Genomic DNA, 12,476 nt, shown 5'->3' with positions numbered 1-12,476 from the left:
CGCTGCTCGGTGATCTCGGTGATGTCGGTGGCGTACTTCACGACCTTGTAGGGGCGGCCGTTGAGGTCGAAGATCGGGTTGTAGCTGGCCTGCAGCCAGATCTCCTTCCCGCCCTTGCCGAAGCGCTGGTACTTGCCGCTGACCAGCTCACCGTGCGCCAGGCGGTCCCACATTCCGCGATACTCGGACGTCTGGCGCTCGTCGGGGCTGACGAACATGCTGTGGTGCTGGCCCCGGATCTCGTCGATCGAGTAGCCCACCGTGGCGAGGAAGTTGGGGTTGGCGTTCTGGATCTTGCCCTCGAGGCTGAACTCGATCACGGCCATCGCCTTGCTGATGGCGTCGATCTGGCCCTCGAAGTCGGCCGTCTGCATCCGCTGTTCGGTGATGTCGGTGGCGTACTTCACCACGCGGAAGGGCTTGCCGTTACCGTCCAGCACCGGGTTGTAGCTGGCCTGGATCCAGATCTCGCGGCCGCCCTTGGCGATGCGCTTGTAGACGGCCGCGTCGAACTCGCCGCGGCCCAGCTTCTCCCAGAACGCGCGGTAGGCCGGGGCGCTGGCCTCCGCCGGATCGACGAACATCCGGTGATGCTGCCCCTGGATCTCGGACATCGAGTAGCCGAGGGCGTTCAGGAAGTTCTCGTTGGCGTTCAGGATCGTGCCGTCGAGGTTGAATTCGATGACGGCCTGCGACTTGTCGATGGCCGAAAGCATCCCGCTGGCGCGGCGCTGCTCGGTGACGTTGGCCCACTCCAGCACGTTGCCCACGTACGCGCCGGACTCGTCGATCACCGAGCTGATGTTCAGGGCGAAGCGCAGCTCGCCGATCGTGATCTCGGCCTTGTGCGGCGCGGCCAGCGGCTGGGCCAGGAGCCGGCGCTGATGCGCCGGGTTCTTGTGGAACCCGTCGATGTTGGCGCCGATGATGTTGTTCACGTCCAGCGTCGGATACGCCGCGCGGAAGGCCGCGGCGTTGTTGACGATCAGGTCGCGCGTGGCCTGGTTCACGTAGGTGATGTTGAAATCGAGGTCGATCATCATCACCGCGGAGGTGGCGCCGTCGACGGCCGTGCGGATGGCCGCCGGCAGGTCGAACTCGGGCTCGTCGGGGGTGATCGCGCGGGCTGCCGCAGATCGGGACATGGTCATCTTCCTTCTAGGCCGCCGTCAGGCGGTATTGGCGCGGGTTGGGACGGGGAACGAGGCGGGGTCGCCGGGTGCAGGGGTCAGGCCGCATGGGCGACCGACCCGAGATTCAGGAGCTGGTCGACGTCGACCACCAGCAGCAGCTCGCCCTCCAGCCGGTAGAGGCCGGAGCAGACCGAGCGCCAGTGAGCCGACAGCGTGACCGGCGTGGGTTCGTGCTCGGTGGGCGCCAGCCAGAGCACGTCGCCCACGTCGTCGACGATCAGGGCGTAGAGTTCGCCCGTCCGCTCGACGATCACGCTCATGAAGCTGTCGCCGGGGGCGCGATCGGCCATCCGGAGACGGCGGCGCATGTCGATCGCCGTGACGATGCGGCCGCGCAGGTTGAGCGAACCCGCGACCTCGGGCGGGCCCATCGGCACGCGGTTGATCGCGGTCTGGGCGATCACGTCCTGCACCTTCAGGACGGGAACGCCGAACGTCTGCTCGCCGACCCGGATCGAGACGAGCCCTTCAGGTTCGGTCGCGTTGGAATGACTGGCGTCGGTCGACGGATTCATGCGGCGCCTTTCAGTTCACCAAGGGCTTCGGAGACGGCGTCGAGCAGGCTGGCGCGCTGCTTGGTCTGCAGGCCGTTCTCGAGCGACAGGCTGAGCAGCGGCGTCCGGTGCCACGCCTCGGCGCGCGCGAAGGCTCCGGCGAAGGCGCGGGCTTCCGCGGGGTTGGATGTGTCGGCCATGATCAGCTGGAAGGTCTCGCCGGCGTCGTACAGCGCCATGGCGGCTTCCGGATCCGACGCGACCTTCACCTCGTAGCCCGCCTGGCCCAGCAGCGGGGCCAGCAGGAGCTGGGCGAAGGCGCTGCCGTCGATGACGAGCAGCCGGCGCGCGCCCGCCGGCGCCTTCTGGGCCGGCGCCGCTTCGGCGCGCGGAGCCACAGGCGCGGCCGGCGCAGCGGCGGGGGCGAGGTCGCCCTCGTTCAGGGCGCGCCGCCAGTAGTGGTCCACGTCGATGAGCTCGGTGGCCGCGCCCTCGATGATCAGGCTGCCCGACGCGGCCTGGCCCACGGACTCGAGGTCCGTCCTCACGGTGCTCTCGACGATGTCGACGATCTCGTGCGCCAGGAGGCCTACGGCGCGCTCGCCGCGGGCGAAGACCAGCAGCGGCCGCGCCTCGTCGGTGTCCCACGTCTCGGCAGGCGCCGCATTCGTCCCGACGATGGGCATCAGGCGGCCGCGATACTGGATGACCGTGCGGCCATCTACCTTCTCGATCTGGCTCGGCGAAAGTTCCTCGATGCGCGAGACGAGCGACAGCGGCGTCGCCTTCAGCGCCTCGTCCGAGGCGCGGAACACCAGCATCGCCGTCCGCTCCTCGCGACGCGCATCCGCGCTCTCGATCTCCGCGGCCTGGCTGGCCGAAGCCTGCGAGGCGCCGGCCTCCACCGACACGCCCTTGAGGTCGAGGATCAGGATGACCGAGCCGTCGCCGAGGATGGTCGCGCCGGAGTAGAGCTTGAGATGCCGCAGGACCGTGGCCACCGGCTTCACCACGATCTCCTCGGTGTCGAAGACGCGGTCGACGATGACGCCGAAGGTGAAGCCGCCCACCTTGGCGACGACGATGCAGGTTTCCGCCGACGGCTCGTCCGACGGCTCCAGCTGCAGGAGCTGCTGCAGCGAGACGAGGGGCAGGAGACGGTCGCGGAGGCGCAGGACGGCCGCGCCGTCCACGTACTCGACCGCCCGCCCGCTGGCGCCGCTGGCGCTCACCAGCTCCACGACGGACGACTGCGGCAGGGCGAAACGCTCGCCGCAGCACTCGACGATCAGCGCCGAGACGATGGTCAGCGTGAGCGGGATGCGGATCAGGAACCGCGTGCCCTCGCCCTCGGCCGACGTCACCTCGATCGTGCCGCCGATCTTCTCGATGTTGGTGCGCACGACGTCCATGCCGACCCCGCGGCCGGACACGCTCGTGACCTCGGCGGCGGTGGAGAAGCCGGGGAGGAAGATGAGCTGCCGCGCATCGGAGTCGCTGAGCTGCTCGGCCTGGGCCGCGGTGATCAGGCCGGACGAGACCGCCTTGGCGCGGATCCGCTCGGCGGGAAGCCCGCGCCCGTCGTCCGCCACCTCGATGAGGATGGCGCCGCCTTCGTGGCGGGCCTGCAGGGTGATGCGGCCGGTTTCCGACTTGCCGGCGGCGCGGCGTTCCTCCGGCCGCTCCAGCCCGTGGTCCGCGGCGTTTCGGATCATGTGCGTGAGCGGGTCCCGGATCATCTCCAGGACCTGCCGGTCGAGCTCGGTCTCCTGGCCGTACATCGCCAGGTCGATGCTCTTGCCCAGGTCGTGCGCCAGATCGCGCACCAGCCGCGGCAGCTTGGCCCAGGCGCCGCTGATGGGCTGCATGCGCGTGGTCATCACGCCTTCCTGCAGCTCGCTGGTCACCTGGTTGAGGCGATTGAGCGGGGCGGCGAACGGGCTTTCCGGCTGGGTCCGCAGGGTCTGGATCAGCTGGTTGCGGATGAGCACCAGTTCGCTCACCACGGTCATCAGATGCTCGAGCGCGTCGACGGTGACGCGGATGGTCTGCGGCACGCCGCCATCCGGCGCGACAGCGGCGGCCGGGACGGCGGCGGCGCCGGCCTGAGCCGGCGTGGCCGGGGCCGCAACGGCGGGGGGCGTCGCCACGGGCGCCGCTTCAGGCTCGGGATCGATCGCCGCGGGGGTTTCCTCGGCCACGGCCACGGGCGCGGGTTCGGGCAGGGCGGCCGGCTCCGGTTCCGCGGCGGGCGCGGACGCCTGCGGCTCGGCGGCGGCCGCGGCGGGAAGAGCGCGCTGCCGCAGCATGTCGATCGCCGCGCCCTCCACGTCCAGTTCGTGCAGCGCCCGCGCGATGGCGTCGAACACGACCTCGGCGGCGGCGGGATCCTTTTCGAAGACCGCCTGGAAGTCGCCGACGGCCTCGGGCTTCCGCGAATGGGTGGCGAGGGTGTCCCGGAGCGCGGCGTGCATCGCGTCGCGCTGGTCGATGCCGAAGTGGACGGCGACGCGCTCGTCGGCCGTGAGCACGGAGATCGCGCCCTCGACAGCGGCGTCCAGGGTGGAATCGTTGCCGATGCGTTCGATCAGCGGTCGCTGGGGCGTCTCGGGCGCCGCCTCGACGGAAGCGTCCGGTTCAGGCGCGAGCGGCTCGGCCGCCGGGGCGGCCGGCGTGAGAACGGCTTCAAGGCGCGCGATCAGGTCGGCGTCGTCCCCGGCCGGCTCGGCTCCCGTGGCGGCGAGGCCGTCGATCAGGGTGCGGATGAGGTCGACCGCCTCGAGGATGGTCGAGACGGCGTCGGGCGTGACGGCAAGATCGCCGTCGCGGAAGGCGCCCAGGACGTTCTCGGCGGCGTGCGCCACCGTCTGCAGGCGCATGAGGCCCAGGAAGCCGCACGTCCCCTTGATCGTGTGCACGAGACGGAAGATGCCGCCCAGCGTCTCGGGATCGTTCGGACTCTGCTCGAACCGCACGAGTTCGCTGTCGAGCGCCTCCAGGCCCTCGCGGCTCTCGGCGATGAAGTCGCTGACCAGGTCGTCCAACAGGCCCCCCAAGACACTCGAATCGACGGCGTGTGTTCAGGGGGGATGTGGACCGGCGAGAGTTAACGCGTCTCTAATGACAACAATAACTTCTAAGGTGGATGCACGAACTGTTGTGCAACTTTGGCGCGTTTAGGTTACCCGTCAAAGTTAACTGCAAATTCTTCGACAAATTTGGTCCGCCTGCCGGACAAGCTTTTAATCGTCTAGCCTTTGAGTTTGCACTCCGCGGGTAATTTTACACCTGAAGGCAACACTTCAGGTTACGCATTGTTATCGTTTCTGCCGCGATTTCCCCATCGTGAACGGGCCGGGGTTCGGCCAGCGACTGGGGTTCCATATGGCGGTCGACAAGACGATGAACGTCCTTGTGGTCGACGACTACAAGACCATGGTGCGGATCGTGCGGGGGCTCCTGGAGCAACTCGGCTTCCGGAACATCGATGACGCGACTGACGGCCCCACCGCGCTGGAGCTCATCCGCTCCAAGCCCTATGGCCTGATCCTGTCGGATTGGAACATGCAGCCCATGACCGGCCTGGAGCTGCTCCAGGCCGTGCGGGCGGATCCGCGCACGGAATCGGTGCCGTTCGTGATGGTGACGGCGGAAGCCAAGACCGAGAACGTGATCGCGGCGCGCAAGGCGGGGGTCAACAACTACATCATCAAGCCGTTCAACCTTGCGGTGCTCAAGCAGAAGCTCGGCGCCGTCTTCGGGGAGCTCTGAACTTGAGCGGCGAAACCGCCCGCGAGCTGCTGACGGCGATCCGGGCCGACATCAGCCTGGCGGCCGACAGCCTGCTTTCCGGGGCCGAGAAGGGCCTGCGCGACGTTCAGGCGGCGCGCGAGGGACAGCCCGGCGCCCTCGACCGGCTGGAAGCGGTGCTCTGCGCCCTGCTCGAGGCCTGCGCCTTCCAGGACCTGGCGGGCCAGCGCCTCAGCAAGCTGGAGGGCTGCATCGACGGAGACCTGCGCAGCGGGAGCGATCCCCTCCTCAACGGTCCTGCGCTGCACGGCCAGGGGCTGGACCAGTCCGCCATCGACGCCCTGATGGGCGAGGCCTCTCGATAGGACGTCGGGGAGCGCGCCGCCGTGCATTCCCAGACCCGCCTCGATCTCCGCAGCGCGCGGATGCTGGTCATCGACGACAACACCCAGTCGGCGGAACTCATCGCGCAGATGCTGATGGGCTTCCGGGTGGGCAAGGTCGAGGTGTGCCGGACGCCGCAGGAGGGCGCCGAGACCATCGCCGCGCGGCGCTACGACCTGCTGATCATAGACGCCGACATGCAGGGGGTGGACGGCATCACCTTCACCCGCGACCTGCGCACCCAGTCCGACAAGATCAACTACACCACCCCGGTCATCCTGATCAGCAGCCACACGCCGGTGGGCAAGGTGCAGAGCGCGCGCGACGCCGGGGCGAACCTGGTGGTCAAGACGCCCATCGCGCCGGCGACGCTGCTGAACCGGATCGTCTGGCTGGCGCGTAACGGCCGACCCTTCGTGAGTTCGGACGGCTACTGCGGGCCGGACCGGCGATTCAAGAAGCTCCCGCCCCCCGAGGGGACGGGAGAACGGCGAGCCGATGCGCTCGCCCTCACCGCCTCACCTGAACGCGAGATGTCTCAGGACGAGGTGGACGCATTGTTTGGCTAGGAGAGCGAAGTGGGCGAAGTTCGCATCATCGAGGTGGAAAATCGGCTCGCCAAGATCCTCAGCGGGCTTGGCGGCGCGTCGACCAACGAGCTCGTCCGCGACGCGGACCAGAACGTCGAGGACATGGGCGACCAGATCCGCGAGTTCGTGAAGGAGAACCTCGCCCCGTTGCTGACCTACGCCGGCAAGGGCGAAGACGTGCTGTTCGCCGAGAGCCGCACGATCGGCAAGCACGCGCGCAACATCGCCGAGGTGGCCGGCGCCGCGGGCATGGAGGGTATCGGCGAGGTGGCGCGGGGCATCAGCTGCATGATCGACAACCTCGGGAGCAGCGGTCTGTGGCACACCGACGCGCTGAAGCTGCACCTGGATTCCCTTTTGCTGCTCACCAGCAGCGGCGTGCCGCGCGGCGAGCAGGCCCTGATCCTGAACCGCCTCCTGACCATGCGGCAGAGGATCGGCGTCGTCGAATAAGGCCCCGGGACAGGCGAAGGCCAGGCTCGCTTCCCTAGGCGTCCCAGGTCCTCAGCCACGCCCGCAGCCGCGGCGGGTCGGGCAGGCGCACGCATCGGTACGCGGTTTCGACCAGCCCCAGCGCCGCCAGTTCGCCCAGCGCCTTGGCCACGGTCATGCTCGAGACCCCGATGATGGCGGCGATGTCCTCGTGCAGGCACCGAATGAGCTGATTGCCCCCCTGCGTGCGCAGGCTGTCGCCGAGCAGCCGGGCGATGCGCGCGGCCGGCGGGAGCAGGCGGACGTCGTCGAGCAGCTGCATCAGCAGGGCCGCGCGCTCCGTCGTGTCCCTGAGCAGGGCGAGCGCGAGCCGCGGCGAACGCTCGACCAGCCGGGTCACGTCGTCGGCCGCGATCCGGTCGATCACGGTCTCCCCGACGGCGATCACGTCGTAGATCCGCTCCCGGCCCAGGGCCGCCGTCGCGTAGCCGAAATGCTGGCCGGGGCCGAGGAGCCCGCCGGACACCCGCTTTCCCGAGAGGCTCGTGCGGCTGAGCCTGACGCCCCCCTCGACGACCAGGCAGAACTGCGGGCGGCGCTCGCCACGGGCGAAGATCGACTGCCGGTCCGGAAAATGGGCGCGCGACGCCCGGGCGGCGAGATCGGCCGCGTCCTCCGGCGTCAGCCGCGCGGACAGGGGCGTCACGCCGTAGTCCAGCGGATCGAGTCGCCGCGGGTCCGTCTCTCCGCCTGCAGAGCGGGCCGTCACGAAGCGGCTTCGGCCACCGGCCTCGCCCGCCGGCGCTCGCTCGCCTGGACAAGGAGGCCGAGCGCGGCCGCGACCGAGAGCCGGCCGGGGTGGAATGCGTGGACGAGCGCCTCGTCGAGACCGAGTTCGGCCAGGGACATCGCATCGGACGCTTCCCACGCGCGGCGGCCGCTGAAGAGCCGCTTTGCGACCGGCCGGTCGTCCAGGGTCTCGAGCTCGCGCACCAGCGGGCTCTCGGCCAGAGCCGCATAGGCGCGCCTCACATCGCGCACGGCGCCTTCCAGCGCCTGAAGGAACCGGCCCTGGCGCAGGATCAGCATGCCGGACAGCCCCTCGTCCTCCAGCATCGCCGTCAGCACACGATAGCCTCGGCCCCGCTCCAGACCGGGCGCCAGCGCGCCGTGGACCAGCAGCCGGTGCGCGCCACTGGGCGGCGGTGGCGGCGCCACAGGCCGACGGGCCAGGAACCAGACCCCCTCGACCCCGCCGCCGCTGCCCATCCCGATCCCCAGGCCCTCGAACGCCTCGACGATCGCCTTCAGCGTCCGGGCGTTGGCGTCCACCGGGCCCCGGATTCGCTCGAGCCGCTTGATCGTCTCGACGCTGATGCGCGCCAGACGCGCGAGCTCCACCTGTTCGATTCTGCCGAGCGACCGTGCTGCCCTCAGCTGCTCGCCCGTGATCGCGCCCCCAGGAAACCTCTCAACTCCTCCGTGCAAGCGACGTGATCTCCGATTCGCGGCGTCGTGCGGCGGCCGGCTGGCCGGAAGCCGCTCGAACTTACGGTATGACACCAGTGTTATGCGAGTTGTGCGCGCGCGGAATACAAAGAAGTTGAGATTCCGCCGCCCGCGCGTCTCGAAGGCCGAAGGCACGCCTGCGTTGTACTCGACGAGCTATCCGGGAGGCCGGAGGCGCCCGGAACACGAAGGGTGTCCGAGAGCGCCACCGACGCGTCGCGCAACGGCTCGGTACGGGCGGCGGTGGCGGAGAGGGAGGGATTCGAACCCTCGATACCCTTGCGAGTATGCCGCATTTCGAGTGCGGTGCTTTCAACCACTCAGCCACCTCTCCGACGGGCTGCACGGCGGTCGCGGAGACCGCCGGCTGAGCGAGGCGCGACTGATACTCATCCGGCCCGGCTCACGCAAGCGCGGCGTCATCGCGGGCGCGAACCCGGCTTCAGGCCGCAACGCCGGCTTGCCTGCCGCTGCGCCAACCCGGGAGAGTGTCGCCGTCGCCGCGGAGCCGCCGATGTCCGAAGCCCTGCCCGAGATGATCTCCCTGGGCGCGAAGCTCGCCCGCCACGCCGCCGCCCGCGGTGACAGCCCCGCGGTGACGTGCGGCGAGGAGACGCTGACCTACGCCGAGCTGCACCGCCGCTCCAACCGGCTGGCCCGGGCGCTGGCGGCGAAGGGCGTGACGTACGGCGACCTGGTAACGATCGGGCTGCCCAACGGCGTGGGGTTCGCCGTGGCGGCCTACGCGGTCTGGAAACTCGGGGCGACCCCCCAGCCGGTGTCGTTCCGCCTGCCCCGGGCCGAGCTGCAGGCCATCGTGGAGCTGGCGCGCGCGCCGCTGGTGATCGCCGACTTCGAGCACGAGCTGGACCGCCCCGTGCTGACCCTGGCCGAGCTTGAGGCGCTGGGCGACGACGACAGCGACCTGCCCGACGTCACCGCCCCGATCCTGAAGGCCCCGACGAGCGGCGGCTCGACGGGCCGGCCGAAGCTGATCCTGGCGGGACAGCCGGCGGTCGCGGCGAAGGACGACCCCGAGGTCGGCGGCTTCCGCATCCGGCGCGGCGGCGTCTGCCTGATCCCGGCGCCGCTCTACCACAACGCCCCGTTCGGCATGCTGACCAGCGCCACGTCGCTGGGCTGCCACGTGGTGCTGACGCCGCGGTTCGACCCCGAGCAGACGCTGGCCGAGATCCAGCGGCGCCGCCCGGACTGGGTCTACCTCGTGCCGACCATGATGACGCGCATCTGGCGGCTGCCCGAGGCGGTGCGCGCCGGCTACGACCTCTCGTCGGTGGAGACGCTCTGGCACATGGCCGCGCCCTGCCCGCCCTGGCTGAAGGAGGCCTTCATCCACTGGATCGCGCCGGGCGAGGTGATGGAGCTCTATGCCGGGACCGAGGCGCAGGCCGTCACCATCATCACCGGCACGGAATGGCTCACCCACCGGGGCTCGGTGGGCAAGGTCACGATCGGCGAGATGAAGGTGTTCGGCGAGGACGGCGCCGAGCTGCCGCCGGGCGAGGTGGGCGAGATCTACATGCGCCGGCCCGCGGGAACGCCCGAGACCTACCGCTACGTGGGCGCGACGCCCAAGGTGCTGAAGGACGGCTGGGAGAGCCTGGGCGACCTGGGCTGGTTCGACGCCGAGGGCTATCTCTACCTGGCCGACCGGCGGACCGACATGATCCTCGTGGGCGGCTCGAACGTCTATCCCGCCGAGATCGAGGCGGCGCTGGAGGAGCATCCGGCGGTGCAGTCCTGCGCGGTCATCGGGCTGCCCGACGACGACCTGGGCCAGCGGGTCCACGCCATCGTCAACGCTCGCGACGCCGTCACCGAGGCGGCGCTGCGGGCGCACCTGAAGGACCGGCTGGTCACCTACAAGCAGCCGCGGTCGTACGAGTTCGTCGACGATCCCGTGCGCGACGACGCGGGCAAGGTGCGCCGCACCGCGTTGCGTGACGCGCGGATCGCGGCCAAGACGCAAGCCGCATAGACGAGGACGGAGGGGGCATGAGCATCAAGGGCAAGGCCTATGTGATGGGCGCGTTCGAGCATCCGACGCGCGACGCCCCCGACAAGACGACGGCGCAGCTGCACCTGGAGTCGGCCAAGGGCGCCCTGGACGACGCCGGGCTCTCGTTCGACGACGTCGACGCCTACTTCTGCGCCGGCGACGCGCCGGGCTTCGGCGCCATGTCGATGATCGACTACATGGGCCTGAAGAACGCCCGCCACATGGACACCACCGAAACCGGCGGGTCGTCCTACCTGGTGCACCTCAACCACGCCTGCCAGGCCATCGCCGAGGGCAAGGTCAACGTGGCGCTGATCACGCTCGCCGGGCGGCCGCGCAACGGCGGCGGGCGGCCCGGCATCCCCGGCGGCGGCGCGCCGAAGGACGGCCGCCTCGTCGACGGCGCCCCCGAGCAGGGCTTCGAGAGCATCTACGGCGGCTCGACCCACAATACCTACGGCATGTGCGCCATGCGCCACATGTACGAGTACGGCACCACCTCCGAGCAGCTGGCCTGGATCAAGGTGGCGGCCAGCCACCACGCTCAGTGGAACGAGCACGCCTTCCTGCGCGACGTCGTCACGGTGGAGGACGTGGTCAACAGCCGCATGATCGCCGACACCCTCCATCTGCTGGACTGCTGCGTCGTCACCGACGGCGGCGGCGCCGTGATCGTCACGTCGCCCGAGGTGGCCAAGAGCCTGAACCGGCCGCGCGTGAAGGTGCTGGGGGCCGCCGAGGCTCCCAAGGCGCCGATGGGCGGCAAGGACCTGGACCTCACCACCTGCGCGGCGGTGTGGACCGGGCCGAAGGCCTTCGCCGAGGCGGGCGTGACGCCGGCCGACATGAAGTACGCCTCGATCTACGACAGCTTCACGATCACCGTGCTGATGACGCTCGAGGACCTGGGCTTCTGCGAGAAGGGCCAGGGCGGCCGTTTCGTGGCCGACGGGAACCTGATCTCGGGCGTCGGCGAGCTGCCGTTCAACACCGACGGCGGCGGCCTCTGCAACAACCACCCCACCAACCGCGGCGGCATCACCAAGGTGATCGAGACCGTTCGCCAGCTGCGCGGCGAGGCGCACCCGAAGGTGCAGGTGCCGAACTGCGACCTGGCGCTGGCGCACGGCACGGGCGGGTCGCTGGGCGTGCGGCACGCCTCTGCGACCGTGATCATGGAACGGGAGGGCTGAGCCGTGGCCGAACACATGACCCGCGACATCCCCGCCCCGGCCGTCTCGCTGGAGTCGAAGCCCTTCTTCGACGCCGCCCGCGAAGGCCGCTTCCTGGTCAAGCGCTGCCAGGCCTGCGGCGAGGTCCACTGGTATCCGCGCCCGATCTGCCCCTTCTGCCACTCGGACCGGACGGTCTGGGAGGAGAGCCCGGGCACGGGCGTGGTCTACACCTTCTCGGTGATGCGCCGCTCGCCCACCGGCCCCTACGCCATCGGCTACGTCACCCTGGACGAGGGCGTGTCGCTGATGACCAACTTCGTCGACATGGCGCCCGAGGACCTCCGGATCGGAATGCGCGTGAAGGTGAAGTTCCAGCCCACCGAAGGCGGCCCGCCCGTGCCGGTGTTCGCCCCGGCCTGAGCGCCGCGGCCCCCTATGCGCCGGGGCCAGGATGCTCCCCCCTAGGGGGAGCTCGCGAAGCGAGAGGGGGTTCTATCCGGCCGCCAGCCGGGCCAGCAGGCGCTCGGCCTCCCAGGGGCGGGTCACGCGGTGCAGGCGCAGGCCCGGCGGGGCGTGGGCGAACAGGGCCTCGTACTGGCGCTTCCGGCGCCTGTAGGTGTCCCAGGCCCAGCGGATGGGATGGCCCTTGTCGAGCCAGCGGCGGAAATCCTCGCGGTTGCCGGTTCCGGGCCAGAGCTCCCGGCCGCTCGCGGCGCGGTCGAACGACCGGCGGACCACGCGCGCCATCACCAGAGGTTTTGGATAGTCCAGCCAGACCAGGTCGGTCGCCCGCGCCAGCAGCGACGGCCGCGAGGCGATGTAGTTGCCGCAGCTCACCCAGGCGTCGGCCGCCATGGCCGCCTCGCAGCGGCGGACGAACTCGGCCGGGTCGGTCTCGTGCAGGGCGACCCAGCCCGGCTGCCAGGTGA

The 12,476-nt window shown here is 70.1% G+C and carries 13 protein-coding genes and 1 tRNA gene; 7 read left to right on the top strand and 7 right to left on the bottom strand.

The genetic code is table 11. The features are described from left to right. From JNK30_RS11635 to JNK30_RS11625, 3 genes are all read right to left on the bottom strand, one after another. Positions 1 to 1,145, bottom strand: a 1,145-nt coding sequence (locus JNK30_RS11635) for a PAS domain-containing protein (protein WP_293482404.1), incomplete at its 3' end; no start/stop codon positions are given. A gap of 83 nt (positions 1,146 to 1,228) precedes the next feature. Beyond that, complete coding sequence (locus JNK30_RS11630) at positions 1,229 to 1,708, bottom strand: chemotaxis protein CheW (protein WP_293482403.1); 480 nt, start codon at positions 1,706 to 1,708, stop codon at positions 1,229 to 1,231. Beyond that, entirely contained in the window at positions 1,705 to 4,731 is a 3,027-nt protein-coding gene (locus JNK30_RS11625; protein ID WP_293482402.1) for a chemotaxis protein CheW, read from the bottom strand. The genes JNK30_RS11630 and JNK30_RS11625 overlap by 4 nt, the downstream gene beginning before the upstream one ends. Positions 4,732 to 5,071: 340 nt before the next feature. Here JNK30_RS11625 and JNK30_RS11620 point away from each other — a divergent pair, with 340 nt between their 5' ends. The 4 genes from JNK30_RS11620 to JNK30_RS11605 are packed head-to-tail and all read left to right on the top strand — an operon-like array spanning position 5,072 to position 6,864. Then, positions 5,072 to 5,458 carry a response regulator gene (locus tag JNK30_RS11620; protein ID WP_293482401.1) on the top strand — a complete coding sequence of 129 codons (387 nt, stop codon included), beginning with the start codon at positions 5,072 to 5,074 and terminating at the stop codon, positions 5,456 to 5,458. Positions 5,459 to 5,460: 2 nt separating this feature from the next. Continuing rightward, complete coding sequence (locus JNK30_RS11615) at positions 5,461 to 5,802, top strand: hypothetical protein (protein WP_293482400.1); 342 nt, start codon at positions 5,461 to 5,463, stop codon at positions 5,800 to 5,802. A gap of 21 nt (positions 5,803 to 5,823) precedes the next feature. Further along, the gene (locus JNK30_RS11610) at positions 5,824 to 6,390 is read left to right on the top strand and encodes a response regulator (protein ID WP_293482399.1); all 567 of its coding nucleotides are present in this window, start codon (positions 5,824 to 5,826) and stop codon (positions 6,388 to 6,390) included. A gap of 9 nt (positions 6,391 to 6,399) precedes the next feature. Next, positions 6,400 to 6,864: a hypothetical protein gene (locus tag JNK30_RS11605; RefSeq protein WP_293482398.1), complete on the top strand. Its 465-nt coding sequence runs from the start codon at positions 6,400 to 6,402 to the stop codon at positions 6,862 to 6,864. Positions 6,865 to 6,898: 34 nt separating this feature from the next. On the opposite strand, the gene JNK30_RS11600 is transcribed toward JNK30_RS11605, so the two are convergent. The 3 genes from JNK30_RS11600 to JNK30_RS11590 all read right to left on the bottom strand — a co-directional run bounded on the left by JNK30_RS11600 (position 6,899) and on the right by JNK30_RS11590 (position 8,686). Next, on the bottom strand, positions 6,899 to 7,612 hold the full coding sequence (locus JNK30_RS11600) for a Crp/Fnr family transcriptional regulator (RefSeq protein ID WP_293482397.1): 714 nt from the start codon (positions 7,610 to 7,612) through the stop codon (positions 6,899 to 6,901). Continuing rightward, entirely contained in the window at positions 7,609 to 8,244 is a 636-nt protein-coding gene (locus JNK30_RS11595) for a BLUF domain-containing protein (protein WP_293482396.1), read from the bottom strand. Before JNK30_RS11595 ends, JNK30_RS11600 begins: the two co-directional genes overlap by 4 nt. A 352-nt stretch (positions 8,245 to 8,596) precedes the next feature. Then, positions 8,597 to 8,686: transfer RNA gene (locus tag JNK30_RS11590), tRNA-Ser, on the bottom strand. 180 nt (positions 8,687 to 8,866) lie between these two features. Here JNK30_RS11590 and JNK30_RS11585 point away from each other — a divergent pair. The 3 genes from JNK30_RS11585 to JNK30_RS11575 are packed head-to-tail and all read left to right on the top strand — an operon-like array spanning position 8,867 to position 11,967. Continuing rightward, a complete protein-coding gene (locus tag JNK30_RS11585) occupies positions 8,867 to 10,351 on the top strand; it encodes an AMP-binding protein (RefSeq protein WP_293482395.1) in 1,485 nt (494 codons plus the stop codon). A gap of 17 nt (positions 10,352 to 10,368) precedes the next feature. Further along, positions 10,369 to 11,565 carry a thiolase domain-containing protein gene (locus JNK30_RS11580; protein ID WP_293482394.1) on the top strand — a complete coding sequence of 399 codons (1,197 nt, stop codon included), beginning with the start codon at positions 10,369 to 10,371 and terminating at the stop codon, positions 11,563 to 11,565. Positions 11,566 to 11,568: 3 nt separating this feature from the next. Beyond that, positions 11,569 to 11,967: a Zn-ribbon domain-containing OB-fold protein gene (locus tag JNK30_RS11575; protein WP_293482393.1), complete on the top strand. Its 399-nt coding sequence runs from the start codon at positions 11,569 to 11,571 to the stop codon at positions 11,965 to 11,967. A gap of 72 nt (positions 11,968 to 12,039) precedes the next feature. On the opposite strand, the gene JNK30_RS11570 is transcribed toward JNK30_RS11575, so the two are convergent. Next, on the bottom strand, positions 12,040 to 12,476 hold a 437-nt coding region (locus tag JNK30_RS11570), incomplete at its 5' end, for a hypothetical protein (RefSeq protein ID WP_293482392.1).

It is taken from the genome of Phenylobacterium sp., assembly GCF_016793225.1.
Lineage (GTDB): Bacteria > Pseudomonadota > Alphaproteobacteria > Caulobacterales > Caulobacteraceae > Phenylobacterium.
Note: the sequence above shows the minus strand (reverse complement) of the source record. Positions and strands in the feature narration are given on the sequence as shown.

Bases quoted from the DNA above. Each gene is read 5' to 3' on its own strand.
- JNK30_RS11630 (WP_293482403.1), bottom strand. From the start codon at position 1,708: ATGAATCCGTCGACCGACGCCAGTCATTCCAACGCGACCGAACCTGAA.
- JNK30_RS11585 (WP_293482395.1), top strand. From the start codon at position 8,867: ATGTCCGAAGCCCTGCCCGAGATGATCTCCCTGGGCGCGAAGCTCGCC.
- JNK30_RS11580 (WP_293482394.1), top strand. From the start codon at position 10,369: ATGAGCATCAAGGGCAAGGCCTATGTGATGGGCGCGTTCGAGCATCCG.
- JNK30_RS11620 (WP_293482401.1), top strand. From the start codon at position 5,072: ATGGCGGTCGACAAGACGATGAACGTCCTTGTGGTCGACGACTACAAG.